Source organism: Kribbella sp. NPDC056861 (genome assembly GCF_040687575.1).
Lineage (GTDB): Bacteria > Actinomycetota > Actinomycetes > Propionibacteriales > Kribbellaceae > Kribbella.
In genome coordinates this window covers 125292-150628 of record NZ_JBFBNQ010000005.1, presented here as the reverse complement: position 1 = coordinate 150628, position 25337 = coordinate 125292, and the positions used below count along the sequence as shown (strand labels likewise).

Below are 25337 nucleotides of genomic sequence, written 5' to 3'. Positions count from 1 at the left end.
AGCGGATGGGCGCGTGCGCGCGCTGATTGCTCCGGCGACCTCGGGCTGTCCGTCAGGTCCCAGTGCCGAATTCGGCCGACCTGAGGAGCAAGCATGGCCTGTACCTGTCAGTGCGCGTGGTGCAAGGAAGCCCGCGTCAACCAGTTCTCCGACCACCGCTGCTCGCAGCTCCCCAAGTGCCCGGAGACCAAGTGACGGGGCCGCCAACCCGGGGAGTACTTCGTGGTGGTGGATGTCCACCGAGCTCTGACTGCGGACGCAGGAGGTCTCGCCCCGGGAGCGAGCCGAGGCGGGACCTCCTGTCTGTCAGGCGGTTGGCGAGCCGAAGAGCCAGAGTTCGTGGAGGGAGTAGCCGTAGGTGGTGGCGCGTTTGGTGCCTTGCATGCGGACGTAGCGGACGGGGTCGGGGGAGTTCAGGGTGACCTGGTCGTCCTTGCAGGTTGAGGTGGTGACGGTGGCTGCGTCGCGCCAGGTGGTGCCGTCGGGGGAGACCTGGATCCGGTACGCCGTGGCGCAGGCTGCTTCCCAGAAGAGGCGTGCTGACGAGACCCGGGCTGGTTTGGCGAGGGTGAGTTGCAGCCATTCGCCGTCGGTGTAGGCGGAGGCCCAGCGGGTGGTCAGGTCGCCGTCGTTGACGTTGCGGGCGGCCAGACGGTCGAGATCAGCCTCGACCGACGACGCCGAAGCGACGGCGGTGAACGAGAGATGCTGCGATCCCGGGGGAGCGGCAGGCACGGTGCGTACTGCGACCTGGGTCCGCGAGTTGATCACGACGCCTCGGTGCGACGCCGACACCTCCACCGTGGCAGGCGTCGTACCGGCAGCTGCTGAGCCGGCCGCGGTCAGGCGCCAGCTCCAGACGGTTGAGTTGCCTGGGGCAAGGACTGTGGCGCCGCGAGTAGTGACGGTGCTGGTGACCCCGGGAGCTGTCAGGGACAACTTCGGCGCCACGCTGGTCAGCTTGGTCGCGCCGCGGTTCGTCACCGTCGCGCTGACGACGACGGACTCACCCGCGGGGAGCGGCCCGAGGCGATTAACCGAAAGCCCGATCCGCGGATCACCGGCGGTCGGCAGCGTGCTGGTGATCAGCTCGTTCCCAGGACCGTTGCCCAGAGCCCCTACTCGGCCCATGAACGCGTCGTAGTCGAGCCCGGTCTCCGCGCCGCGCCACATCTTCTGCGCCAGTACGCCGAACGCCGGCTCGATCAGACGATGGACGTCCAGCGCGCCGTAGTCCGCGTGCACCAGGTCGTTCCAGACCGCGGACATCGCGCCGCGCAGCAACGGCTCACCAGGGCTCACGCTTTCCTGCCCAGGAAAGACGTTCGGCTGCCAGTTGTCGAACAGCCACCGGCCGTCGAGCCCGCTGCCGTGGTAGTAGTTCGCGAACGGTACGACGTACAGCAGTGCGTCGTTGGTGTTGATCACCGGATACCCGTCGGCGATCGCCTGCTTCGGCCCGTACCAGCCGTTGTTCCACGAGTTGATCGTCACGTCGCGGTCGTAGCCGGTGGCGCCACCCGACATCACCGTGAGGCTGCCCCACGCCGACGGGCTCTTGCCCAGCTTGCGGACCTCGGCGGTGATGTCGTTGAAGTACTGCCGGTACTGCGCCGCGTACTCGCGCGGGTACTCGTCGGCCCCGACGTGCACGGCCGGCCCGCGGAACCACGGCGTGAATTCGGCGAAGACCTCCTTCATGAACTCGGTGGTCGCGGGCTTGGTCAGATCCAGGTGGTCGGAGTTGCCGCCGTTCAGGCCGAGCCGGGGATCGAACTTGATGAACGCCCGAGCATGCGCCGGCGCGTCGATCTCCGGCACGATAGTGACGTGGTGGTCGGCGGCCACGGTCTCCAGCCGATCCCAGTCGGCGCGGGTGAAGGCCCCGTCTTTCGCGGCCAGCCCGGCGAACCGCGGGTTGTCCGACGCGAGCCGGAAGGCGGACTGCGCCTTCGACCAGTCGCCGCCCGGCGCGCTGATCTCGTTGTCGTTCAGGTGCAACTGGAACGTGTTGAGCTTGAACCAGCTCATGTATCGCAGCGTGTCCCGCAGGTACTTCTGGTCGAACCAGCGCCGCCCGACATCGAGCATGAAGCCGCGGACGGCGTAGTTCGGCCAGTCCACCGCACTACCGACCGGCAGTGTTGCCTCGCCAGGACTCTCCCGGACCAGCATCTGCAGCAGACTGCGAGTGGCCCAGAAAGCGCCGGTGGGGGTGCGGCTCACGATGTCGACACCCTCGGCGACGTCGAGCCGGTACCCCTCCTTGGCGGCGACCGCGGTGTCCGGACCGACCTGCGCGGCCGGGTCGATCCGCAGTACGACGTCGCTGGCCCGCGGGATCGCCACGACCACAATCGGGACCTTCCAGCCGACGATCTCGCCGAGGTCGCTGCCGAACTGATCCGCGACGCTCTTCAGTGCGGCATCACCCGGCGCAACGGCGACCCTGGTGCCGGGGCGCACGCTCAGGCGACCGTTGCCACCGGTCCATTGTTGGAGCGACGGGACCACCGCGGGCGCGGGGTTGACCGTGTCGACGGGCTCGGCCGTGGCAGCCGGCAGGCCGGTCGCGGTCACCGCCAACACCGCCCCGAGCACCAGGAAACACCTTCGGAAACGACGCATCGCTCACTCCTTCAACCGGGCGGACTGATTGTTGGTGCGCAAAACTGCTCATTGGCAGCAAGTTGACGCATACTATCTAAGACCGTTTAACTAATGTCCAGAGCAGAACTCTTGCGAGGAGATCGGATCTTGGTGTTCCAGCAGGTGGCGTCACCGCGGCGAAGGGTGCCCGAGCGGACCAAGGCGCGCACGCAGGACAACCGCGTCCACAACCGGTCGCTGGTGCTCGCGACGCTGTACCACCAGGGGGCGATGACCAGGTCCGAGCTCACTCGCACGTCCGGGCTGACCGCGCCGACCGTCTCCGCGCTGGTCGGCGAACTCGTCGCCGACGGTCTGGTCGCGGAGTCGGGTCCACGCGAGGGGCCGAGGCTGGGGAAGCCGGCCAACCTGCTGCGCATCGACGACGGCGGCGTCAGCCTGGTGGTGCTCGATCTCTCGCACAGCGACCGGTTCCTCGGTGCTGTGCTCGATCTGCGCGGCAAGGTCGTGCATCGTGCCGAGATCTCTCTCGGTACGGCGCTGGGCAGCGAGGCCTTCGAGCTAGTATTCAGCCTCGCCGACGAGCTGATGGCCGCGGCGCCGCGCAGAGTGCTCGGCATCGGAGTCGGCACCCCGGGCATCGTGGACGACCTGGGAACGATCCGGCAGGCGGCTCATCTGCGCTGGATCGACCTACCCCTCGCTGAACAGCTCGGCAACCGGTACGCCGTCCCCGCGTACGTCGGCAACGACATCAACCTGGCGGCGCTCGGGGTGCTCAGGTTTCGGCAGACCGAGGCGCGCAACCTGATGGTCGTCTCGATCGAGCACGGCGTCGGCGCCGGGCTGGTGGTCGGCGGCGAACTGGTCGAGGGGGAGCAGTTCGCCGCGGGCGAGATCGGGCACGTCACCGTCGACGACGAGGGAGAACTCTGCGTCTGCGGCCGCCGAGGCTGCCTCGACCTACACATCGCAGCCGGACCGCTGCGCCAGCGCCTAGAAAGCACCACCGAGGGCAGTCAGGAAGTTCTTGCGGCGGCTGGGCGCTCGCTAGGGCTGGTACTCGCGCCGATCATCAGCGTTCTCAACCTCGACGAAGTGGTACTCACCGGACCTGCCGACCTGATCGACGGACCCTTCCTGGAGACAGCGATCACCACCGCGCGAGCCCGCACGCTCTCACCGATCAGCTCGTCGATTCAGCTCAGATCCCTGGCCGGCGACGACGACCTGATCCTGCTCGGCGGCGCCTGCCTGGTGCTGTCCCGGCAACTCGGCATCTGGTGAAGCCCCGACCCAGACTGCGGACCTCCAACAGATCACTCGCCGGTCAGCCGCTGGCGGAGACCGGTGGCTCGCAGCGCTCGGCGGCCGAGGGCTGAGCGGATGTCGGCTTCGGTGCCGATCACCCGGACGCGTTCCTGGGCTCGGGTGACGGCGGTGTAGAAGAGTTCGCGGGTGAGCAGGCGGGACTCCTCGCCCGGCATCAGCACGGTGACCTCGGTGGCCTGGCTGCCTTGGGCTTTGTGGATCGTCATGGCGTGCAGGGTCTCGATGTTGCCGAGACGCGTCGGGGCGAAGTCGAGGCGGCCGCGGGAGTTGTCGATGCAGACGCGGAGTGAGCCATCCGGGCGTCGGATCGTCACGCCCACGTCGCCGTTGTAGATGCCGAGCGCATAGTCGTTGGCCGTGACCAGCACCGGGCGGCCGACGTACCAGGTGTCCCAGAGCGGGTCGTCGGTTGCTTCGGTGATCCAGCGTTCGACGGTTCTGTTCCAGTGGCTGACGCCCCACGGGCCCTCGCGGTGGGCGCAAAGGAGGCGGTGGCGGTCGAGCGCGGCCAAGGCGGCATCGGTGTCGCCGGCCTCGGCTGCTTCGCGGATCGCGAGTGCGTCGGGGAGCAGCGCGGAGCGCAGGGTCTCGCGGGAGTCGTCGTCCTCGAGGAACTGCACGCGGTCGCCGCCGCGTCGCAGTACGGCGAGGACGTCTTCCGGCCGGTCGTCGCGGACAGCCAGCGCCAGGTCGCCGATCTCGGTGCCGAACCGGTGCGAGGTGCGCAGCTCGGCGGCGGCGATGTGTCCACCGGCGACCAGACCTTCCACCAGATCAGCCAGTACTGCGCCCGCCTCGATCGACGCCAGCTGATCGGGGTCGCCGACCAAGATCAGCCGAGCCTCCGGCCGGACGGCCTCCAGCAGCCGCGCCATCATCGTCAGCGACACCATCGAGGTCTCGTCGACGACGATGATGTCGTGCGGCAGCCGGTTGGTCCGGTCGTGGCGGAAGCGGGTTGACGAGTCCGGCCGCCCACCCAGCAACATGTGCAGCGTCCGGGCATGGAAGTCGCCCAGTCGCTCGGTGTCCTCCGCGTTGAGGCGCTCGTTCATCTCGCGCCGCACTGCTTCTTCGAGGCGTCCTGCGGCCTTGCCGGTCGGCGCGGTCAGCGCGATCCAGGGCCGACGATCGCCAGCGAGCTCCGCCTGTTCCGCAAGCAGGGCGAGCAAGCCGGCGACGGTCGTGGTCTTGCCGGTGCCCGGCCCACCCGTCAGTACGGTCGTCCACTGCCGGGCCGCGGTCTCCGCCGCGGTCCGCTGCTCGGTGTACGAATCACCGGGAAAGAGCCGGGTCAAGCCCGCCCGCAGGGCCTTCTCGTTGGCGATCTCCGGGTCTTTCCGGTCGGCCCGAAGCCGAAGATCCTGCTCGACCTGTGCCTCTTCCCGCCAGTAGCGATCGAAGTACAGGCGGGTGTCCTCGAGCCGGAGCGGATGCGGGTCGGCGAGCAGGGGACTGGCCTCCACCGCCGCGAGCCAGCCGTGCAGCTCGGGCCAAGGCAACTCGGCGCCGTCCTCGCCGACCTCGTCGCGCACCTCGGTGAGATCGAGGCAGATGGATCCGGCACGCACCGCGCGCGCCACCAGAGCGCAGGCCAGCGTCACCGATTCGTTGCCCTCAGCAAGTAGCCTGCTGAGCCGGGTGGCGACGTGCACGTCGGCGGCCAGGATTACACCGGCCTGGTTGAAGTCGCGCAGGATCCCGGTGGCGCCGAGCGCGAGGGTCGAGTCGAACTCGTCGATCGTCGCGGTCATGACGCCCTTCCGTCGAGCAGTTCGGACAGCGCCAGCACGAGCGACGTCGGCATCGGCCAGCTGAACACCCCGGCTGGGTGCCCGTCCACGAGCGGCGTCTCCGGCCCGCACATACCTCGCAGATAGAGATAAACGACTCCGCCGAGATGGACCGCGGGATCGTACGACGGCAGCCGCCACCGCAGATACCGATGCAGCACCACCGAGTAGAGCATCGCCTGCAACGGGTAGTCGGAGTGCAGCATCGCCGCCCCCAACTGCTCCGGCCCGTACTCCGCCGACGTGGCAGGTTGTTCCGGGTCGCCGAGCCGGTTGGTCTTGTAGTCGACCACCACGAACCGATGGGTCTCGCCGTGCGGGACCCGCAGTACGACGTCGATCGAGCCGGACAGGTAGCCCCGCAGACTCTGGCGCCCGAGCAGCGGCTGCTCGAGCCGATCGGCGTACGCCAGCAGCGGGTCGTCGGCCGGCAGATGCTTGCGCAGCAGCGGCGCCACCTGGTCGAGCCGTACGTCGGTCGCCGCCGCGTGATCGCCACCGGCCAACGGGATCTCGAAGTCGAGTTCGCGCAACCGGTCGGCCCGACCGAGATCGCGCAGGGTCAGCCCGGGAACGAGTGGGCCGAGCGGCGTGCTGTGCATCGGCAGCATCGCCGTCGCCAGCGCATCAGCCGTCACGTCCACTCGCCAGAAGCGCAGCTGCTCGCGAACGTGCGCGGTCAGTTCGGCGTGCAGATCAGGCGCGAGCGGATCTGCCTCTTCGAGCACGGCATGCACCAACGACCCGAACGTGGCCCCGGCCGGCAGCCCGTCCATCGGCGACGGCAACGCATCAGCCGGCGCCGCCTCGAGCGTCGGTACCGAGTCCACGGACTCGTCCTCGAGCTGACTCTCCTCGTGCTCGCTGACCACACCACTCACTTGCTGGTCGGCGGCCCGGATCAACCCCGAGTACGACGTACGCCGCCACGCCAGGTCGACCTCGCGATCGAACGTCCCGACCGATAACCCACCGGGCAACTCCTCACCGGGTGGCTCGACATGCTCGGCGATCAGCGACTCCTCGATCACCGGCCCGCCGGCCTGCTGCCAACGCCGCAACCAGATCAGCACCTCGTCGTCGGACGAGGATCGATCCAGGGTGTCAGGCACGAACGGCTCGCCTTGCTTACGGCCGCGCAGCAGCCGGGAGATGCCGCCGTTGACCTCGTCCCAGGACGGCGCCCACCAAGCCACCACCTGAGACTGGGCACGGGTCAGTGCGACGTAGGTGAGCCGGATGTCGTCGCCTGCCTCCTCGGCCCGCCACTGCTTCTGGTTGGCCCGGTGGCCGCGGTGGTTCTTGCCGCCGAGGTCGAGACATCGGTCGCCGATGTGGTGGAAGAGGATCAGCTCGGTGTCCTCGACGACGTGCCGGTTGAACGCGAACGGCAGATACACCACGGGGTACTGCAGGCCCTTGCTGACCCAGACGGTCATGATCTGGACAGCCGCGGCGTCGCTGTCGAGCCGCCGGGTCCGTTCCGTCGTGCGTCCCCGGCCGGCGCACTCCGCGCGCAACCAGTCGAGCAGGGCGGGCAAGCCGAACCCTTCCCGGTGCGCGGTCTCGTGCAGCAACTCGGCCAGGTGCGCGAGGTCGGTCATGTCGCGCTCGCCGCCGCGCCAGGCCAGCACGCGCTCGGTCATGCCGTTGACCTGCGCGGCCTCGAAGACCGCGGCCACTCCATTGGTCCGCAGCCGGTCCGCCCAGAACCGCAGGGTCAGGCCGGTCCGGTCGGTGAGCTCCTCGCCACCGGCATGCAGAGTCGCCGCGGTCTCACCGAAGAACATCGTGGTCGCCGCCGCTCGCACCAGACCGGAGCGATGCGGCTGCTCGAAAGCCTCCAGCAAGCGCAGCCAGTCGTTGGCGGCCTGCGAGGCGAAGATGTCGAGGTCGCCGGAGTAGACGGCAGGGATACCGGCCTTGGCCAGCTCCTCGCGGCAGACGCGAGCGTCCTTGTGCGTCTCGACGATCACCGCCACGTCACCCGCGCGCACCGGCCGACCGGCGTACGTCGCGTCGGAGGCAAGCAGCCGGCCGATGTCGACGGCTAGGTCGCGAGCGATGTGGTCGCGGAGATCCTCCATCGGGATGCTCTTGCGGCTGGGTGAGCCGAACTGCTCCCGGCGCGCGACCCGCAGCCGGAACGGCGCATCCGAGGGTGCGCCGACGAGCCGACTTCCCTGGTGATGACCGTCGACCGGGTGAACCACGATGTTCTCGTGGCCGAGCCGGGCGCCGCCGAGCACGACCTGGAGACAATCGACCAGCGGCTGGTCACTACGCCAGTTCTTCCCGAGCGTGCGCCGCTGACCAGCGGTCTGCGCGGCGGTCAGGTACGTCGCGATGTCGCCGCCGCGGAACGCATAGATGGCTTGCTTGGGATCGCCGATCAGCACCAGGGTGCTGTTCCCGTTGAACGCCTTGTCGATCACCTGCCACTGGACCGGATCGGTGTCCTGGAACTCGTCGACCATCACCACCGACCAGCGTCGCTGCATCCGCCGCCGAGCCGGGGCATCCGGCTCCTTCAGCGCGATCGCCAGCCGGGTCAGCAGATCGTCGTAGCCGAGAATGCCGAGTCGCCGTTTGCGGCGCTCCAGCTCAGCCAGCACGGCCTTGGCGAACTCGACCCGGACGCCTTCGAGAGATCCCTCGGCGTACTGCTCGGGCACCAGCCGGGTGTGCGGATTGGCGACCGCCTTGAGGGCGATCTCCAGCGCAGTACCGCGGGTGATCGGCGGCTTGTCCGCTGAGCTGCCGAAGAGCTTGAGATAGAGGTCGTCGACCACCTCGGTGACCAGCTCGCGCAGGTCGTCGACCAGCGTGACGCCGGCGTCGGTGTCACCGGCGACGCCGAGCGAACGCAGTACGAGCTGGCAGAACTGGTGGGTGGTGGCGATGGTGGCGGCGTCGAAGTTGGCGAGCGCGTCTCGCAGCCGCGAGTGCCGTACTGCGATCTCGAGCTCGCTGCCCCGGACCAGATGCCCCAGCAGACCCTCGTCGGCACGCCACTCGTCAGGATCGGCTAGGGCCAGCTCGGCTTCGAGCAGTTGGGAGCGCACACGTTCCCGCAGTTCCTGGCTGGCCGCGCGGCCGAAGGTGATCAGCAGCATCTGGTCGAGCGTGGCCCGGCCCTCGGCCACGAACCGGGTGACCAGCCCGGCCAGAGCATAGGTCTTGCCCGTCCCCGCGCTGGCCTCCAGCACGGTGGTCCCGGTCGGCAGTTCGCCGAGAAGATCGAACGGCTCCATCACGTCGCCCCCTGCTCGAAGCGAAGCATCGGATCCCAGACTCTCGCGGCGTACGCGCCGAGGCGGGTCGGCTCGCCGGGGCGTTCCTCACCGGGCAGCGCCGGGTCCAGCAGGACGTCGAGCCGGGTGTGCGGACCCCAGACCCGGACGTGCGCCTGGTCGGCGTTCTCGCCGTCGAAGTTGGCCGGTCGCCAGCGTCGGCCGGCGGCGATCATCGGCTCGTCCGCGGTACGCCGTGCCTGGCACCAGGCGAACGAGGTCTTGAGCGGCAGCGGCAGCGGCTCGCGCCGGCCGGCGTCGTAGATCGCGGCCAGATCGGCGAGCAGATCGCGGGCTTCGGGCCCGACCGGCCCGAACCGCCGGGTCGCCGGGCTGTTGCGTCCGCGGCCGATCGCCAGTGCGGTCCAGATGTGGTCGTCGTCATGAGCGGACAGGGCCAGCAACTGGATCCAGGCCTCCAGCAACTGCTTGGCGTCGAGCCGGGAGAAGCTGACCGAGACCAGCCGGAAGCCGTACACGCTTGGCACGGTCCCGGTGAGCCGCCGGCCACCCCCGAGATCGACATCGATATCGAACGCCCGCGAAGCCACCTGCCGGTGCGGATGCGCCGCGATCGCGAGCTGCTTGGCCTCATCCCGTACGCCGGTGGCGGTCCGCCAGCCCAGCCGGCCGGGTGGCAGCGTGCCACGACGCCACTCGGCCTGGACGGCATCGGCCGGATTCACCCCCGACAGCATGTCGCGGAGCATCCGGTCGCCGACCGACCACTTCTCCAGGTTGTCGATCTCCACCGGCATCACGTCCGACACGCCGTCGACCTCCCACGGCAGGGTCAGGTCGAGCGCCCGGAAGTAGCCCTTCACCGGATGGCGGAAGAACGCCAGCAGATCGGCCAGCGCGAGGTCCTCGGTCCCGGTCGCCGCCAGCTGCCCGGCCAGGAACTCGGGTCGCGAAGGCCTGAATCCGGCAGCAGCTCGCGCCGCGACCAGAGCTGTGGGGTCGAAGGTGAACGGTTCCGGAGCGCCGAGCCGGCCGGCTTCCAGGTTCTTCCGGTCGAAGGGCTGGAGGGGGTGCCGGATCAAGACGGTGTCCCGGACCTCGGCCTCGGTGGTGCGATCGAGCACGTCCAACAGCTCACCCAGCGGTACTGCGGGAGGCCGCGGCTGCCCGGAGTACTCGTTGGCGCCGGTGTAGGTGATCACCAGCCGCTCGGTGGTGGCGAGAATCGCGTCGAGCAGGAGCTGGCGATCCTCACTGCGGACATCGCGCTCACCGGTGATCGGCGTCCTGGCCAGTACGTCGTCCCCGTCGGCCAGACCGAACCGCGGGAAGATGCCGTCGTCGAGTCCCAGCAGGCAGACCACCCGGTGGGGAACCGACCGCATCGGCACCATCGTGCAGACGGTCAGCGTGCCGGTCCGGAAGCTGGCACGGCTGGGCCGCCCGGCCAGATGGCTGGACAGCAGCGCCCGGACGTCGGGCAGTCGCAGCGCGGTCCCGGCCAGCGGGCCTGCGTCTGCAGCGACCTCGGCGAACTCGCGGTGCACCTGACCGATCTGCCAGTTGTCGTCGGGGACAACCTTGGTCAGCTGGTCGATCCCGGTCCGCAACGCGTCCAGCCAGTCCGCCAGCGGGCGGGTGCCGTCCAGCCGATCAGTTGCCATGAGCAACCGATCGGCGAACTCGGCGAACCGGCCGGCCAGCTCGATCCGGGTGCTGCCGACGTCGTCGAGCGGCAGCGTGGTGGTGATCCAGGCGTGCGAGTCGGCCGACATCGTGACACCGGCCAGGATCCGGTCGAGACCGAAGCGCCAGGTGTTCTGCGGATACTCGGCCAGGCCGAACGTCTCGCGGTGTTCCTGGTCGAAACCCCACCGGACGCCCGACTCGCGGACCCAGGCCGTGATGGTGTCCAGGTCGTCGTCGGTGAACCGGAACCGGCGCCGGACCGGGTCGGTCTGGGCCAGGTCGAGGATCTGGCTCGCGGTGGCCCGGCTGCCGGCGATGTCGAGCAGGCGGGAGGCGACCCCGAGCAGCGGGTTGGTCTGGGTGAGTGACCGGTCGGCCAGTTGCACGCGCAGTTGATGCGCCGGGTGGCCGTCGTTGGTGACCTCGCCGAGGCCGAAGCGGGCGCTGATCAGCGGCGCATATGTCTCGATGTCGGGACACATGACGAGGATGTCGCGTGGCTCCAGAGTGGGGTCGGCCTGGAGCAGGCCCAGCAGGACCTCACGCAGTACGTCGACCTGGCGGGCGGTGCCGTGACAGGCGTGCACCTGGACGCTGCGGTCGTCGGCAGCCAGGTGCCGGCCCATAGATGCAAGGGCGTTGCCGCGCAGGTCTTGCTGCAGCCAGCCGAGAAGCGACTCGGGTGCCGTCGGGGGAGCTAGATGCTCATCGATGATCGGCGCGGTGGCCAGGGCGAGTTGCAGCTCGCGACTGTCCCGGCCGAGGGTGGCCAGCAGCGGGTGGTCGGCTGCTTGGTGGCTGGTGTCGGCGGCGCGGTCGCCGGTCGTAGTACCGAGTGTGTTGAGGCGCTCCCACAGTGCGTTGCTGGGGTGGGGGAGCCACAGGTGTACATCGCGATGCTCGGCCAGCGCGGACAGCAACTCGACCTCGGTGGTCGGCAGCCGGGTGTGGCCGAACAGGGAGAGCCGGTTCGGCAGGTCGAGGGATTCGGGCTGGTCGCGAAGCTGGGCGAGCGTGTCCGTGTGGCGGGTGTGCGGGGGCGGGGCGTCGATCCGGTCGGCCAGTCGGCGCCAGAGCTCGGGCTGCCAGGCCAGGTCGCCGTCGATCGGCTCGCCGCGACCGTCGGTGGTGCGGCCATCGCTCCAGTCCGCGAGGACGGCGGGACGCTGGACGGCGTACGAGGCGAAGAGCCGGGCCAGTCGCTCCGCGACGGCGTACCGGCGGCCTTGGCGCAGCTCGGCCTCGGCGCCGGTGTCGAAATGACCGAGGTGGCGGGCGACCGGCTCGCACCAGGTCTCGTCGAGGGAGCTGTCCAGTACGGCGAGCAGCGGCCAGGCCATCGCGTCCGCGGCCCACGGGTCGCTCTCGGTGATGCCCAGAACAGTGGACACCAGTGAGCGCGGTGTCGTGAAACGCACCCCGGCGCACACACCGTCGCCACGTCCCGAGGCTGCACCCAGCCGGTGCGCGAGGCGCTGTGACAGCCAGCGCTCGACACCCTTCGCGGGCACCACGACCAGCTCCTCCGCGAACGGGTCGGCCATCGGCGCCGCGAGCAGGTCACCCAGCCCGTCGGCGAGCACGTCTGTGCGTTCGGCGCGGTGCAGGTGCAGGCTCACCGGAGCAGCATGCCATGGGCCGCCGACAAGCCTGGAAGGGCACCGCAGGGTGTAGCCGGCCGGTCCGCACTCAGACCAGGGGATGACACCGTCTCCCGTCCCGAGGGTGATTGCCGCAGGCATGGAATTCCCTAGGTTTTGAAGCATGTTGACACCAGAACGCGGCCGGATCGCCTGGGCGGATGTTGCCAAGGGCATCTGTATTCTGCTGGTCGTGCTCTGGCACGTGCTGATGAAGCACTATCTGCAGATCGACTGGCACATCGGCGGGCGGGCGCGCGGTCTGTGGGGGACCCTCGGCGAGCAGTTGCTGCCGCTGCGGATGCCGTTGTTCTTCGCCGTGTCAGGGTTTTTCGCCGTCCGCGCGGTGCAGCGGCCGTGGCCCGTGCTGCTCCGCACCAAGGTGGCGAAGTTCTACTACCTCTATGCCCTCTGGCTGGTGGTGCACACCGTCGTGCTGTCCTTCGTGCCGGACTTCGGCACCGAACGCGCGAACAGTCCGCTGAAGTTCCTGGCCCAGCTGACGATCACGCCGTCGAACCTGTGGTACCTGGCCGCTCTCGCGCTCTACTTCGTGATCGCGAAAGCGGCCGACCGGGTGCCGACGGCGATCGTCCTCGGCCTGGCCTTCCTGCTCTCGGCCACCGCCTCGGCCGGGCTTCTCGACGTACCGGGCAACCGGGCCGGGGTCTACCAGAACCTGGTCTTCTTCCTCGTCGGTCTGCACGGAAAGCGCTTGATCGAAGATCTGGCCGCCCGGGCGAGCTGGCGGCGACTGCTCCTGATGGGAATCCCGTACGCCGTACTGCTGGCTGTGATTCACGTGTTCGACGCGAAGACGTGGTTCGGCCTCTGGCCGGTGGTGAGTGGGGTGGCAATCGTCCTGGGCGTGACGGCGGCCGGGTTGGTGACGCGGTGGCATCGGCTTTCCGACGCGCTGGCGAGTGTTGGCCGCCGCACGCTGCCGATCTATGTGCTGCACATGCCGTTGCTGGCGCTGACTCACGCAGTACTGATCGGGCCGTTGTCATCAGCCAGTCCGACGGCTCAGTGGATCGTGGCGATCGCTGAGCCTGTCGTCCTGACCGCGTTCGTGGTGACGCTGTGCCTGCTTCTGTACCGCTTCCTGCCCAAGGCGCTCTTCGACCTGCCCTGGGAAGTCAGCGGCAGGGCAGTGTCCCGGCGCGGAGCGCGTGACCGCCGTTGTTACCGTCGTCGGCCCAGATGACCTGCTTGCGCCCGGCCGCGCAGGCGGACTGTGGGGTGATCGCGAAGCCCTCGTTGTTGTAGTCGGGGAGTCCGGTGGGCCGGTCGTAGGTGGCGGCGACGGTGAACTTGCCGGCCACGATCGACAGCGTCGTACTGCGGTTCTGGCAGGTGTCGTCGCAGGTCGACCACAGCAGGCCGGTCTCCGGCTCGAACTCGAGGTCCATGATCGACGCCTGGCCACCGGCGAAGGCGGCGACGCGGGTGAAGGTTCCGCCGGACTGGTTCAGCGCGTAGGCGTAGACCATGCCGTTGGCCTCGAGCCCGACGAAGTACAGGCCGGTGCCGTGGTTGGCGTACGACGCCGGGTTGTAGGCGGCGTTGGTGCGGTCGTCGCGGAGACCCTTCGCGGTCAGGAAGGAGTCCGGGATCCAGGAGATGGCTTCGGGGCCGCTGTTGTTGTCCACCGACGGCAGGTCGCTGGTGAGGTTCCACTCGGCGGTCGCGTTCTGGGTCTTCGCCGTGGACTTCGGGTCGTAGCGCAGCACCTTGGTCAGGCTGATGCCACTGTTGTCGCCGTCGCGCTCGGTTGCCACCAGCAGGCCGTCCGGGGTGTGCACGACAGCTTCGGCGTCGGGGTCACCGCTGCCGTTCTTGTAGTTCAATGTCCGCGCGCCGATGGGGTCCGGCTTCCAGAGCGCTCCGTCGCGCACGAGCCGGTACAGCGTGCTGGGTCCGTTTCGCACCGCCCACAAGGTGTCGGCGTTCTCGAACGAGAGCCCGCTGAGGTTGTCGCCGAACACATTGCTGCCGTCGGCAACAGTCACCGCGGCGCCACCGGGCCAGGTGACCGGGGTGGTTGGCGTCTGCGGATCGCCGCCGCCGGAGCCGTAGGCCTGCAGCTCCCAGAACGAGTAGCCGTAGCTAGTGGCGCGGGTGACGCCGACGAACCGGAGGTACCGACCGCTGGCAGTGAAGCCGGTCAGGTCGTCGGTCTTGCCGTCGCCGTTGTTCACCGCGACGACAGTGCTGTAGGCGATCCCGTCGTCCGAGATCTCCAGCCTGTACTTCGTCGCGTACGCGGCTTCCCACTCCAGCTTGATCCGGCGCACCGTGGTCACGCTGCCGAGGTCGACCCGAAGCCACTGCTGGTCGGATCCCTCCGCGCTGGCCCACCGGGTCGTGCCGGAGCCGTCGACGGCCTTGGCGCCGCTGAACGAACTGCTCTCTGAGCTGGAGGTCGTGACCGGTTTTCCCTGCGACAGCAGGATATCCGCGGCTGTGGCCGGAGCGAGTAGCACGGCAGAGGAGACAACCGCCAGCACGACGGCGGACAGGGTGGTTCGGCGGAGCAGGGACACGGGGCGATCCTTCCGGCCTGAACTAATAGGAAACTTTCCTAACAGAATCAGACTGTAGCGATCGGGCCCTGGACAGGCAACCGCTGAAGGTCAGTCCTGACGCGGGAGCAGCTGGGCCTTGAGCGAGACTCGGGCCCGGCTGATCCGCGACTTGACGGTGCCGACCGGGATGCCGACCTGGTCGGCGATCTCGTCGTAGCTGAGCTCGTAGACGTCGCGCAGTACCACTGGGGTGACCGTCTCGGGCAGGTCGAGCTCCAGTTGCTCCAGCGCGTCCAGCAGATCGAGTCGGGTGCCGGCCACAACGCTGGTGGTGCGCGGATCGGGCCGGTCGTACCGCGCGGGCCGATCGTCGTCCTGCCAGGCGTCGGGGTTCTCGACGGCGCGGCGCTTCAGCCGGCGGTAGGTCTCGCGAGCGGCGTTCGACGCGACCACGTGCACCCAGGTGGTGAACCGGCTCCGGCCGGAGAAGGTGCCGACCTTGGTGGCGATCGCCAGCAGCGCGTCCTGGCAGGCGTCCTCGGCGTCGGCGCGATGTGGCAGCACCCGCTGGCAGATCCGCAACACCTGCGGCTGGACCTGCCGGATCAGCTCGTCCAGCGCGGTCGGGTCCTGGGGCGCGCGCCGCGCCAGTTCGTCGAGCGCGTCCGCGTCGTTCGTCATCCAGGCACCATGGGACCGAGCATAATGACGGCATGGTTCAGCCCTCGCACTTCGGCCGCTACGTCGTGATCCGGAGGCTGGGCAGTGGTGGTTTCGCCGCCGTCTGGCTGGTCCGGGACGAGGAGCTGGACGCCGAGGTGGCGGTCAAGGTGCTGGCCGAGCACTGGGTCGACGATCTCGATGTCCGGCGCCGGTTCGTCGAGGAAGGGCGCTTCCTGCGCAAGGTCGAGTCGCCGTACGTGGTCGGCGTGCACGACATCGGCACCACGGACGACGACCGGCCGTTCCTGGTGCTCACGTACGCCGACCGCGGCACGCTGGCCGACCGGATCGAGGCAGGCCCGCTGTCGCTGGCCGACACGGTGGACGTGATCGAGAACGTCAGCGCCGGCCTGCAGGAGCTGCATGACCGCGGCGTGCTGCACCGTGACGTCAAGCCGGAGAACGTGCTCTTCCGCAGTACGCCGACCGGAGAGCGGGCGATGCTCGGCGACCTGGGGCTGGGCAAGTCGCTCGAGGCGGTGTCACGCGTCACGATGCCGGGCGGTACTCCGGCCTACGTCGCGCCCGAGCAGGTGCGCGGCGACGTACTCGATCCGCGCGCCGATCTCTACGCGCTGGCCGCGGTCACCTATGCCGCACTGGCCGGGCGGCCGCCGTACGGCGCGAAGACACTGGCCGCGGTGCTGGCCGTGGACGGTCCGCCGGCCTCTTTGCGGACAGTCCGCGACGACCTGCCCGCCGAGGTGGAGACGGTCATCCTGCGCGGGCTGAGCCAGGATCGTGAACAGCGCTGGCCCGATGCCCGCTCGTACGCCGAAGCGCTGCGGGCCGCCTCGCAGGCGAGCATCCCAGAAGCCGCCACCGGTCGGTCCTCCGCCAGGCCGTGGATCGCAGCGACGATCGTGGCCGCGCTGCTCGGGAGCACCGCCGGTTATCTGGGCTGGCAGTACGGCGTCAACCGCCAGTGGGTGCGGGTCGTTGACCAGCAGCAGGTCCTGTCGGTCGAGCTTCCTCGCGACTGGACGCAGAACCGGGCCGGTAGTGGCTGGCAGCCGCAGGGGGCCACCGCCTCGCTGCCCGGACTGCTGGTGAGCGACAACAACAACGACTGGGCCAAGGCCGGGTCGACGGTGTCCGGTGTGTTCGCGGGTGTGCTGCCGCCGGGACAGTTGCCGGATGCCAACAATCTTCCTGGACCTTCGGGGTGCACGGTGTCGCCCGAGGCGATCACCAAGGACTCCACGGCAACAGTGAGATACCTCGGCTGCCCGGCCGGCATGACGACGTACGAGCGGGTGAAGCAGTTCCAGGGGCAGTTGGTCCGGATCCAGGTGCGGGCCAAGGACGCCGCGCAGGCCGAGAAGGTGCTCGACTCGGTGGACTACAAGCCCAAGTAGACAAGGCGATGCGGCCCCTCGATCAGAGGAGCCGCATCGCCAGCTCGGTCAGTGGCCGAGCTGGTACGGCCGGTTGTTCTCGTCGCCGGTGCCGTTCTTCAACGGTGCGGCCAGCTCGCAGTTGCCGGTCCTGGGGGCGCACCGGGCGAGGGCGGTCTTACCGCCTTGCTCGGCGAGCACCAGGATGTGGTCGGCGTCCTCCAGCGTGGTGGAGATGATCGCGACCGCGGAACCTCCCGACCACTCGCGGACGGCCTTGCCGGTCTTCACGTCGAGAGCGGCGAACAGTCCGTCGCCGTAGCCGTCCCGGTAGGCCGGCCCGCCGAGCGCGAAGTCGCCCTTGGCGCGCAGTTCGTCGACCGCGTAGGTGCAGGTCTGCCAGCGCTTCTTGGCCGAGGCCAGCTCGATCAGGGCGGTGCAGCTGCCGTCGTCGGCCACCGAGACGATCGACGCGGCCAACTTGAGGTCGGAAGACACCGCGGACGGGGACGGCACGGCGTTGATCGGCGTCGGTGCCGCATCACCGGCAGTCCAGCGGTAGAGGGTCTGCTTCGAGGTCTTGGACAACGCGCTGAAGTAGACCTCACTGCCCTGGACCGCGTGGATGATCGGCCCGTGCTCACCCGCGCGTTGCAGCGAGTACTTCTCGCCGCTGGGATCGCGCCAGGTCAGCGTGAAGCGCGGCAGTTCGGTGCCCTCGGCATTGGTCGGCTGGACGGCGTACGCGCTGGTGGTGCGGTCGGCCGAGGCGAGCACCGACGACACATCGTTGACGGTCTCACCGCGCGAGCCCCCGCTCCAGGTGGTGAGTACGGCGCGGCCGTCGTCCTTCGGGCTGTGCAGCACGAGTGCGCTGTCAGCACCCGACCGGACCACATCCCAGACCGGGCCATCGGCGGCCGGCAGGGTGAAGTTGGTCTTGCCGAGGTGGACGGTCCGGCCGTCGACGTACGCCGTGGCCGGTGCCGCGCCCTGCCTCAGCTTGGTGAGGTCGAGCTTCAGCTTGACCGGTCCGCTCGGCGCGCTCGGTGTGGTCGAGGCGGTCGGGGTGGTCCCGGGCGGCCGGCTCGGCGTCGTGGACGGTGTGGTGCCGGCCGGCTTGCTGACGCTGTCCATCGGCCGGACGCCGTCACCGGATGCCGAGGCGAGCGTCGGGGTCTGCTGCGCGGCGACCAGTGCGCCCGCCACCACCGCGGCGAGCGAGACGCCCGCCACCAGACCGGCCAGTTTGATGTTCCGCTTCATGATGCCCTCCGGAATGAGTCCTCAGTGTGTCGTACCGAAGGGCTTTGATGGTCAGCCGACACGTTCGGTTCACGAGGCCGCGAAACTGGCCGGCCTTCGGTCCGGGAGGACTCGATTCAGGGGCGGTACGACGAGCCCGCGGCGGTCAGTCGCAGGTGTCGCAGACGCCGTTGGCCGGGGTCTGCAGGTTGCACTTGGGGCACTTGTTGATCGGGCGCTCGGCGATCGCGGCCTTGCGGGCCCGGGCGCGGGCGGCGCCGAGCTTCGGCGGGATCATCGGGCTGCCACCGCCGGCCGGCAGGCCGACGGCCTCGAACTGGCGGTAGATCGCGAGCCGCTCGTGCGAGGCGTGCACGTCGGCGTCCGGGGGAGTGGTGCCGGTGGCGGCGCCGACGATGGCGGCGTAGCCCTCGAAGACGCTCTCGTCGGGGTTCACGCACAGGGCCGACAGCATCGGCTCGCCGCGGCGCAGGCTCTCGGCGGAGACCTCGGCGAGCACGCCGCCGATCCACTGCCGGGTCGGCTGCTTGGTGCGCAGTCCGGTCAGCTCCTGGACGCCGGCGGCGATGTCCTTGTGCTGGACCAGCGACTGGTACTTCTTGGCGGCGGTGACGAGCATCTCCCGCGCGGCCCCCGCCCACTCGATCCGGGCGGCGGCGACGCCGACGTCGGACACCTCACGCCAAGCGCGTTCCTCACCCTCCGCGGCTACGTCCGGCAGTTCGTGGTCTGATGCGGCGACATCGAAAATGGGCACACCAAGACCCTAACCGGGGCACGTCCATTCAGCGAAAACGCCGCCTCACGACGGGTCGGTCCCAGGCGCCGGAGCGGGGTCGGCCGGCTGGTGCGGATCGAAGGTGACCTCGATCGTCTCGGCCGCCTTGTGGCGCTGCGCCTGGGCGTACATCGCGTAGGCCCGGTGGTCGGCCGGGGTCAGGTCGGTGGCCGAGTCGGTGAACAGGGCCAGCAGCGAGCGGGGGTACAGCCGGTGCGCGATCACCGAGTTCAGCTCGGCGCCGATCACGGCGATCACCGACGCGGCGTAGATCAGCCCGATCAGGCCCAGGGTCAGCGCGAAGACGCCGTTCACCTCGCTGGCCTTGGCGAGGACGTCGTTGACGTAGATCCCGCCCAGCCGTTCGAGCAGGTGCCAGCCGATCGCGGTGAAGAGCGCCCCCGGGACGATCTTGCGGAAGGCCGGCCGGGGCTTCACGCCCGGGCGCAGGCACAGGGTCAGCATGGCGGTCAGCACCAGCACCGAGCCGACCGAGAAGAGCCAGCCCAGCTTGTCGGAGACCAGACCGGACAGCCACGCCTGGCTGCCGACCAGAACGGTCAGGGTGGCGAAGCTGAGCACGGTCAGACCGGCCAGTGACAGCAGCGCGCCGGACCGCAGCCGGCCCTTGAACGGGTTGGGCCGCCGGTTGCGGGGAACGCCCCAGGTCACGTTGACGGCGTTCTGGACCGCTTGGCCGAGCCCGATCAGGCCGTACACCGCGGCGAGCGTTCCGACGATCACCGCCGCCGTGCTGCCCTGTAGCCCCTGCGGTGTGGCCAGCTGGGTGCCGACGATCGGGAACTCCTTGAGCGCCGACTCCAGCACCGCCTTCTGCAACCCCTCGTTGCCCTGCAGCACGAAGCCGAGCACGGACGAGGAGATCAGCAGCATCGGGAAGATCGCCGCGAAGGCGTAGTACGTGACGATCACGGCGAGGTAGCTGCCCTGGTCGTCGAAGAACTTGTAGACCACGGCGAGCGGGAACCCGAGCCGCCGGCGCCGCCGTTGCGCAGCGTCCAGCCGCCCCAAGGTGCTCACGCCCCCACCGTACGATCACCGTCCCCGGATCCCGGCAGCGCCGCCCCGAGCGCGGCGCCGCCGATCGGACCCGGCGGCGGTCGGAGCTTCCGGTCTCAGAGCTCCACGGTCTCGTTGGTGGACGGGAACTTGTCGGGATCGCCGGTCGCCGCGGCCCGCGCCGCGCCGATCAGCCGGACGACCTTGCTGCTCGGCGCCTCCCAGTACTCCGCGGTGTCGGCGTGCACCTTGATCAGCACCAGCCCCGGGGTGTCGACACCGTCGGGGAACCAGACCTTCAGCGGCGCCGACCACAGCTCCTCGGCCTTGGCCCGGTCGTGCACCAGCTCCGCGGTGCCGGAGATCGAGGTCCACTCGCTGCTCTTCTCGTTCGAGAAGCTCACGTTGACCTGCGGGTTCGCCTGGATCTCCCGCGCCTTGGCGGAGTCGTCGGAGGCGAAGAACCACAGGTCGCCGTCGAATTCGACCTCCTGCAGTCCCATCGGCCGGGAGACGTGCTTGCCCTCGGCCGTCATCGTCGTCAGCATGCTGATCCGCGCGCGCTCGACCAGCTGGGCGACGTGGCTGGTCGGGGTGTCCGTGTCCGGCATTTCTGTACTCCTCAGATTGGTGATCGAACCGCCCGGTACCCGGCCACGGAGCCCTGACGCGGCAAAACTTATGCAAGGGCGGCCGGATGCATAAGTTCCTGCACACTGTTGAAGTCTGGACAAAGGCGCTTGGGGCAGTGGTGCGACCGGGGGGATTCCTGTGGAGGTACGTGTGGATCCGGTGGTGACCGCTGGGCTGTTCGCCCAGCTGGCCAGGGACCTTCATCAGCAAGAGGGCGGCAAGATCGCCGAGCGGGTGCAGCAGTTCGCGCTGGACCTCTTCGGCTGCAGCCAGGTGAACCTGTTCGAGATCACCGCCGCACGCGGACTCGCTTCGGAGCCGGCTCAGGCCGCCCTGGCGAGCCGGGACGTCGTCGTCGTACCGGACACGCTGACCGAGGACCGCTGGCCCGTCTGGGCCGAGGCGACAGCGAAGGCCGGTCTGCGGAGTGCGCTGATCCTGCCCTTGTTCGGCGACCGGTCCGAGCTCGGGATCCTGGAGCTGTCCAGCGTCCATCCGTACCAGTTCGAGGCGGCCGATGTGCTGACCGCTCTCGCTCTGGCCGGGCATGCATCCCTCGCGATGCAGGCGTCGCGGCTGGAGGCGACGCTGCACCAGGCGATCGCGTCGCACCAGCTGTCGGGGCAGGCCACGGGCATGCTGATGGAGCGCTACGGCATCGACGCCGGCCAGGCGTTCGCCGTACTGCGGCGCTACTCGCAGGACAACAACATCAAGCTGCGGGACGTCTCCCGTCAGCTGCTCGACACCGGTCAGCTGCCGGGTGGGAAGAACACCAGCGTGGCCTGATCGGCGGGAACCGGAGTGCAGAGGTTGGCGTCTGACCGGACGCCGTTGTCCGGTAGGTCACAGGGCGATGGCGATCTATTCAGGACAGCTGTCAATGGAACCTCTGCATGGGAGTCTTTCCGCCATGAATTCGGAGATGGTCGCGGCCGAAGCCGGTCGCCACATGCTCAGTACGTACAGGCACGGTTGGGACGGGCAGGGCCAGGCAGTCCGCGGCGCGGTCGGCTTTCTCGAGCAGGCTGCCAACTCGCGCGAGTCGCTCCAGGAAGTCGACGACGCCCGCTCTGTCACCTTGACGGGTAACGAAGTACTGGTCGCTGCCGGGTTGCTGCGGGAGTTCTCCGCGCGGCTGCGGCACGAGTCCGCCCACGGCCTGATCAGCCCGGATGCCGAGCAGCTCGCTGCCGTGTCCGACGAGCTGGTCGAGCGTCTCTACACCGCCGCCGGCCTGCGCGGCTGACCGAGAACCACCGGAGGAATCCACAGCCATGTCCAATCCCTTCGAGGGACTTCCGAACACCGGTCGCCCGTTGCGGGTCCTCGCTCTCGCCGACAAGTGGTACGGCGGTGGGCCGTTCGCGGTGAACCGCGAGGTCGCCCAGTCGCTGGCCAAGATGGGGCACGAGGTCACGGCCCGGGTCACCACGCCGACCGAGCCGCATCCGCTGGTCGACATCCAGGTGCTGAAGCCCGTGCCGGGCATCTCCGACACCCGCGCGCAGTTGCTGCGGGCAGACGGTCTACCGCCTGACGTCGATGTGATCCTCGGCCACGGCCGGTTCTCCGGCGGCGCAGCGGGCTACCTGCGGGACAACTTCTACCCGAACGCCAAAGTTGTCCACTTCATGCACGTGACGGCCGACGAGATGGACCGCGGCCGCGGCAACCCGCAACAGTCCAACGAGCACACCATCACCGAGCGGGCCATTGTCGAGCGGGCCGACCTGGTGGTCGGCGTCGGGCCGCTGCTGACCGAGGAAGGCCGCCGGCTGGCCCGGATGTGCGAGAAGCCTCCGCCGGTCGTCGAGCTGAAGCCCGGCATGGTGATGGAGTCCCCGGCGGTGCACGACCCGAACCAGCGGATGAAGAACCTGCTGGTCTTCACCCGCACCGACGACCCGCTCAAGGGCGCGGACATCGCGGCCCGGGCAGCGGCCGAGCTGCGGGCGCGCGGCCACCAGGTGCAGTTGACGATGCTCGGCGCGCGGTCGGCCGAAGTACCGGAGCAGGAGCGGGCGCTGTCCGACATCGCCGGCTTCCCGGTCCGGGTTCGCGGCTACACCAAGGACCTCAGTGTGATGGCGGCCGAGATCCGCGGCGCCGACCTGGCGATGCACACGGCTCGCTGGGGTGACTACGAGCTGGCGCCGCTGGAGGTGGCCGGCTATCGGGTGCCGGTCATCGTCGGCAACCACACCGGCGTCGGGATGGACCTCAGCGATCCGAACAGCGTGCCGCAGGGCATCGGGGACGCCGCGGTGGTGAACACGACCGGGCTGTCGCAGGACCAGTACCACCTGGCGTTCGCGGACAAGGCGGAGTGGCACCTGAACAACCCGGAGGAGTCCAAGGCGTCGGCGAACCGGCTCGGCGACTACTTCGAGCAGAACCGGAGCTGGGATCACGGCACGGCCGGCCTGGTGAAGGAGATGGCGAGTCACGGGCTGCTGCCGGAGCCGGAACCGGGTCAGCCGATCAAGGGGCCGGAAGACCTCAGTCGCTTCCTGACCACTGGCGGCGCGGTCGACCCGTCGCGCGGTACCGGCGCCCGGGCGAACCCGGCCAGCGTGACGCCGATCAGCCGGCCGAAGCTGGAGCGTTGATGGCGGGCAGGCCGTGGGTGCTGGTCGACATCGACGGAGTACTGAATCCGGAGCAGAACCAGGCCGCGCGTGGCTTCACGCCGTACCGGTTGAAGGGTGAGGACTACCTGGTCTGGCTGCATCGCGACCATGGCCGGATGCTCAACGACCTGGACCGGGAAGGTCTGGTCGAGCTGCGTTGGGGCACCACCTGGAACGACGCGGCCAACCGGATGGTCGGTCCGGCGATCGGCCTCGACCGGCGATGGGACGTCGTCACCATCGACCGGGCCGCGGCCGGGCCGGTCCGCTTCGGCCACAACTGGAAGGCGGTCAGCGTCCAGGAAGGCGCCGGGGATCAGGCGTTCGCGTGGCTCGACGACGCGATCACCGAGCCGGATCGGCTGTGGGCGGAGGACCGGGTGCTCGATCAGGGCATCCCTACTCTGCTGATGCCGATCGACCGGAATGTCGGTCTGCAGCCCGAGCACCTCGCCGAGGTTCGGTACTGGGCGCAGAGCATCACCAAGCCGTCGCCGATCAGCGCCGACCAGCTGCTTCGCCGTACGCCGGACCTCGCGTCCGACCCGCACGCGGTGGCCCGCGCGGAGTGGCTGTCCCGCACTGTCGCGGCCCTGCCGGACACGGTTGCCCGCAGCAACGGAACGCCGCTGAGCCGGTCCGAGCTGGCTTTGTCGGTCTGGGATCGCACGGCGCACGCCGTCACCGCGGAGTACGCGGCGGGGGAGAGCGCGCAGAAGCCGGTCGACGACTTCGTCCGCCAATCCGTACGCCGGTACGTCCGCGGCCAAGGTGATGCCGCCATGGCCTGGGCCGACCGCGCCGCCCTGCGGGCATCGACCCCGCATCTCGGTCACGTCCGGCCCACCGGTCCGCACGAGCACCGTCTGGTGTTGCCTGCCAACCCGAGCCGCGAGCACGGCTACCAGGTGCAGGCGCTGATCGACTCGGCCGCTGCCTCGATCGGCACGAACCCTGACTGGCAGCGGGTGCAGAAGTCCGTCCAGGTCGGCACGGACGGACCGACGATGCTGGTCAATCTCCGGGCCGACCGCAAGACCACCTCGACCGGGCTGACACTTGCCTTCGGCAACGCTGGTGCCGTCGAGCGGCCGTACGAGGATCTGCTGCGCGGCGGCCCGGACGCGACGTTGCAGGCGGTGCTGACGGCAACGGACTATGAGATCGAACCAGCCCAGTTCGAGCCCGCCGAGCTTGAGCCGGCCGGCCAGCAGCAGGCTGCGGCGCAGGAGATGCGGCTGTCGCCGTTGACGGATCCGGCGCTGCTGCCGCCTGGCGCAGCCCGGCCGGGCGGCGTGACGGCTACGGTGCCTCCAGGGCAGGGCGGGCGAGCTGAAACCAGTCGCTGGGCGGGGAGCGTCGGCCAGCAGAACACGACGAGGACGATGGAATGACTTTCGACCAGCCTGAGCGCAAGAGCCTGGCGCAGCAGTCGGTGGACGACTGGGAAGCGCTGCGTGGTGTGGGGGAGCTGTTCCCGGGGACTGCGCTGGGAGACAGTGCCGAGCAGTTGCCGGCCTGGCCGGAGAACCTGCAGGGCACGCCGGTGGTACTCGCCGCGGACGCCGCTGACGTCGTACTGCGGATTGCGGCGGCCACCGCGAAGGACCTTGCGCTGGTTATCACGGACGATGTGGCGGCTGCACGCGCAGTACTGGATGAGCGGGGTCGGCAGGATGTGCAGGTTGCCGCCGATGCTGCGGAGCTTCTTGTAGGTATGGAAGGTCCGGTGCGCTGGATCGGTGCGACTGCTGACACTCGGGCTCTGGTGTCGCTGCTTGACACAGAGATCGCTGGGCGGCTGCGGGCTACTCAACTGCAGGTCGACGGGGGAGCGGCGCCGCTGGTGCAGGCTGCCGCTGCCGGGCGCTTGAAGCTCGATCTGGTCAGCCCTAACCCAGAGGACGGCGAGCTTGGCCCGGGTGTTGTCGTCGCGGCCGCGCTGGCGCTGCCGTTCGTCGACTTCCGGCAGGTCCCAGTAGGTGCGGACGGCCTCGGCCGGTTCCAGCCGCAGCAGGGCGGTGTCGTCCTGTGGTGGGGCGTGAGCACCGAGGCTGGGGCGTTGCAGGCTTGGCTGAACCGCGTCGACGGTGGCAGGTGA

Annotated in this window: 18 protein-coding genes; 8 read left to right on the top strand and 10 right to left on the bottom strand. The window is 69.3% G+C overall.

All coding sequences use genetic code 11. The features are described from left to right. Positions 1 to 306: 306 nt before the first annotated feature. Entirely contained in the window at positions 307 to 2628 is a 2322-nt protein-coding gene (locus AB0P21_RS25070) for a family 20 glycosylhydrolase (RefSeq protein WP_363699605.1), read from the bottom strand. A 132-nt stretch (positions 2629 to 2760) separates the two neighbouring features. On the opposite strand from AB0P21_RS25070, the gene AB0P21_RS25065 reads away from it, so the two are divergent. Further along, positions 2761 to 3897 carry an ROK family transcriptional regulator gene (locus AB0P21_RS25065; protein ID WP_363699604.1) on the top strand — a complete coding sequence of 379 codons (1137 nt, stop codon included), beginning with the start codon at positions 2761 to 2763 and terminating at the stop codon, positions 3895 to 3897. 32 nt (positions 3898 to 3929) lie between these two features. Here AB0P21_RS25065 and recD read toward each other — a convergent pair whose 3' ends face one another. Genes recD through recC form a run of 3 tightly spaced genes read right to left on the bottom strand, consistent with a single transcriptional unit; the run spans position 3930 to position 12297 of the window. Beyond that, a complete protein-coding gene (gene recD / locus AB0P21_RS25060) occupies positions 3930 to 5696 on the bottom strand; it encodes an exodeoxyribonuclease V subunit alpha (protein ID WP_363699603.1) in 1767 nt (588 codons plus the stop codon). After that, on the bottom strand, positions 5693 to 8989 hold the full coding sequence (locus AB0P21_RS25055) for a UvrD-helicase domain-containing protein (RefSeq protein ID WP_363699602.1): 3297 nt from the start codon (positions 8987 to 8989) through the stop codon (positions 5693 to 5695). The genes recD and AB0P21_RS25055 overlap by 4 nt, the downstream gene beginning before the upstream one ends. Further along, positions 8989 to 12297: an exodeoxyribonuclease V subunit gamma gene (gene recC, locus AB0P21_RS25050; RefSeq protein ID WP_363699601.1), complete on the bottom strand. Its 3309-nt coding sequence runs from the start codon at positions 12295 to 12297 to the stop codon at positions 8989 to 8991. The genes AB0P21_RS25055 and recC overlap by 1 nt, the downstream gene beginning before the upstream one ends. A 145-nt stretch (positions 12298 to 12442) precedes the next feature. Here recC and AB0P21_RS25045 point away from each other — a divergent pair, with 145 nt between their 5' ends. After that, positions 12443 to 13525, top strand: coding sequence for an acyltransferase (locus AB0P21_RS25045; RefSeq protein WP_363699600.1), 1083 nt, complete (start codon positions 12443 to 12445; stop codon positions 13523 to 13525). Here AB0P21_RS25045 and AB0P21_RS25040 read toward each other — a convergent pair. Beyond that, on the bottom strand, positions 13458 to 14864 hold the full coding sequence (locus tag AB0P21_RS25040; RefSeq protein ID WP_363699599.1) for a discoidin domain-containing protein: 1407 nt from the start codon (positions 14862 to 14864) through the stop codon (positions 13458 to 13460). The two genes, AB0P21_RS25045 and AB0P21_RS25040, sit on opposite strands and share 68 nt — an antisense overlap. A gap of 90 nt (positions 14865 to 14954) precedes the next feature. Beyond that, a complete protein-coding gene (locus AB0P21_RS25035) occupies positions 14955 to 15527 on the bottom strand; it encodes an RNA polymerase sigma factor (RefSeq protein WP_363699598.1) in 573 nt (190 codons plus the stop codon). 32 nt (positions 15528 to 15559) lie between these two features. Between AB0P21_RS25035 and AB0P21_RS25030 the strand changes: the two genes are divergently transcribed. After that, positions 15560 to 16927: a serine/threonine-protein kinase gene (locus tag AB0P21_RS25030; RefSeq protein WP_363699597.1), complete on the top strand. Its 1368-nt coding sequence runs from the start codon at positions 15560 to 15562 to the stop codon at positions 16925 to 16927. A gap of 48 nt (positions 16928 to 16975) precedes the next feature. Here the strand turns inward: AB0P21_RS25030 and AB0P21_RS25025 are convergent, their stop codons facing one another. The 4 genes from AB0P21_RS25025 to AB0P21_RS25010 form a co-directional block, all read right to left on the bottom strand. Beyond that, positions 16976 to 18172 (bottom strand): hypothetical protein, encoded by a 1197-nt coding sequence (locus AB0P21_RS25025; protein ID WP_363699596.1) that lies wholly within the window; start codon positions 18170 to 18172, stop codon positions 16976 to 16978. Positions 18173 to 18317: 145 nt separating this feature from the next. Then, on the bottom strand, positions 18318 to 18929 hold the full coding sequence (locus AB0P21_RS25020) for a hypothetical protein (protein WP_363699595.1): 612 nt from the start codon (positions 18927 to 18929) through the stop codon (positions 18318 to 18320). A 45-nt stretch (positions 18930 to 18974) separates the two neighbouring features. Then, positions 18975 to 19991: a YihY/virulence factor BrkB family protein gene (locus AB0P21_RS25015; RefSeq protein WP_363699594.1), complete on the bottom strand. Its 1017-nt coding sequence runs from the start codon at positions 19989 to 19991 to the stop codon at positions 18975 to 18977. Positions 19992 to 20086: 95 nt separating this feature from the next. Beyond that, positions 20087 to 20581 carry a pyridoxamine 5'-phosphate oxidase family protein gene (locus AB0P21_RS25010; protein ID WP_363699593.1) on the bottom strand — a complete coding sequence of 165 codons (495 nt, stop codon included), beginning with the start codon at positions 20579 to 20581 and terminating at the stop codon, positions 20087 to 20089. 160 nt (positions 20582 to 20741) lie between these two features. On the opposite strand from AB0P21_RS25010, the gene AB0P21_RS25005 reads away from it, so the two are divergent. From AB0P21_RS25005 to AB0P21_RS24985, 5 genes are all read left to right on the top strand, one after another. Beyond that, positions 20742 to 21392 carry a GAF and ANTAR domain-containing protein gene (locus tag AB0P21_RS25005; RefSeq protein WP_363699592.1) on the top strand — a complete coding sequence of 217 codons (651 nt, stop codon included), beginning with the start codon at positions 20742 to 20744 and terminating at the stop codon, positions 21390 to 21392. Between the two features lie 124 nt (positions 21393 to 21516). Then, positions 21517 to 21852, top strand: coding sequence for a hypothetical protein (locus AB0P21_RS25000; protein ID WP_363699591.1), 336 nt, complete (start codon positions 21517 to 21519; stop codon positions 21850 to 21852). A 28-nt stretch (positions 21853 to 21880) separates the two neighbouring features. Continuing rightward, complete coding sequence (locus tag AB0P21_RS24995) at positions 21881 to 23215, top strand: glycosyltransferase (protein WP_363699590.1); 1335 nt, start codon at positions 21881 to 21883, stop codon at positions 23213 to 23215. Further along, the gene (locus tag AB0P21_RS24990) at positions 23215 to 24630 is read left to right on the top strand and encodes a hypothetical protein (RefSeq protein WP_363699589.1); all 1416 of its coding nucleotides are present in this window, start codon (positions 23215 to 23217) and stop codon (positions 24628 to 24630) included. The genes AB0P21_RS24995 and AB0P21_RS24990 overlap by 1 nt, the downstream gene beginning before the upstream one ends. Then, complete coding sequence (locus AB0P21_RS24985; protein WP_363699588.1) at positions 24627 to 25337, top strand: hypothetical protein; 711 nt, start codon at positions 24627 to 24629, stop codon at positions 25335 to 25337. Before AB0P21_RS24990 ends, AB0P21_RS24985 begins: the two co-directional genes overlap by 4 nt.

Coding starts and splice junctions, on each gene's coding strand:
- AB0P21_RS25025 (WP_363699596.1), bottom strand. CDS start 18,172: ATGAAGCGGAACATCAAACTGGCCGGTCTGGTGGCGGGCGTCTCGCTC.
- recD (WP_363699603.1), bottom strand. CDS start 5,696: ATGACCGCGACGATCGACGAGTTCGACTCGACCCTCGCGCTCGGCGCC.
- AB0P21_RS25030 (WP_363699597.1), top strand. CDS start 15,560: ATGGTTCAGCCCTCGCACTTCGGCCGCTACGTCGTGATCCGGAGGCTG.
- AB0P21_RS25035 (WP_363699598.1), bottom strand. CDS start 15,527: ATGACGAACGACGCGGACGCGCTCGACGAACTGGCGCGGCGCGCGCCC.
- AB0P21_RS24990 (WP_363699589.1), top strand. CDS start 23,215: ATGGCGGGCAGGCCGTGGGTGCTGGTCGACATCGACGGAGTACTGAAT.
- AB0P21_RS24995 (WP_363699590.1), top strand. CDS start 21,881: ATGTCCAATCCCTTCGAGGGACTTCCGAACACCGGTCGCCCGTTGCGG.
- AB0P21_RS25055 (WP_363699602.1), bottom strand. CDS start 8,989: ATGGAGCCGTTCGATCTTCTCGGCGAACTGCCGACCGGGACCACCGTG.
- AB0P21_RS25045 (WP_363699600.1), top strand. CDS start 12,443: ATGTTGACACCAGAACGCGGCCGGATCGCCTGGGCGGATGTTGCCAAG.
- AB0P21_RS25000 (WP_363699591.1), top strand. CDS start 21,517: ATGAATTCGGAGATGGTCGCGGCCGAAGCCGGTCGCCACATGCTCAGT.
- AB0P21_RS24985 (WP_363699588.1), top strand. CDS start 24,627: ATGACTTTCGACCAGCCTGAGCGCAAGAGCCTGGCGCAGCAGTCGGTG.
- AB0P21_RS25070 (WP_363699605.1), bottom strand. CDS start 2,628: ATGCGTCGTTTCCGAAGGTGTTTCCTGGTGCTCGGGGCGGTGTTGGCG.
- AB0P21_RS25010 (WP_363699593.1), bottom strand. CDS start 20,581: ATGCCGGACACGGACACCCCGACCAGCCACGTCGCCCAGCTGGTCGAG.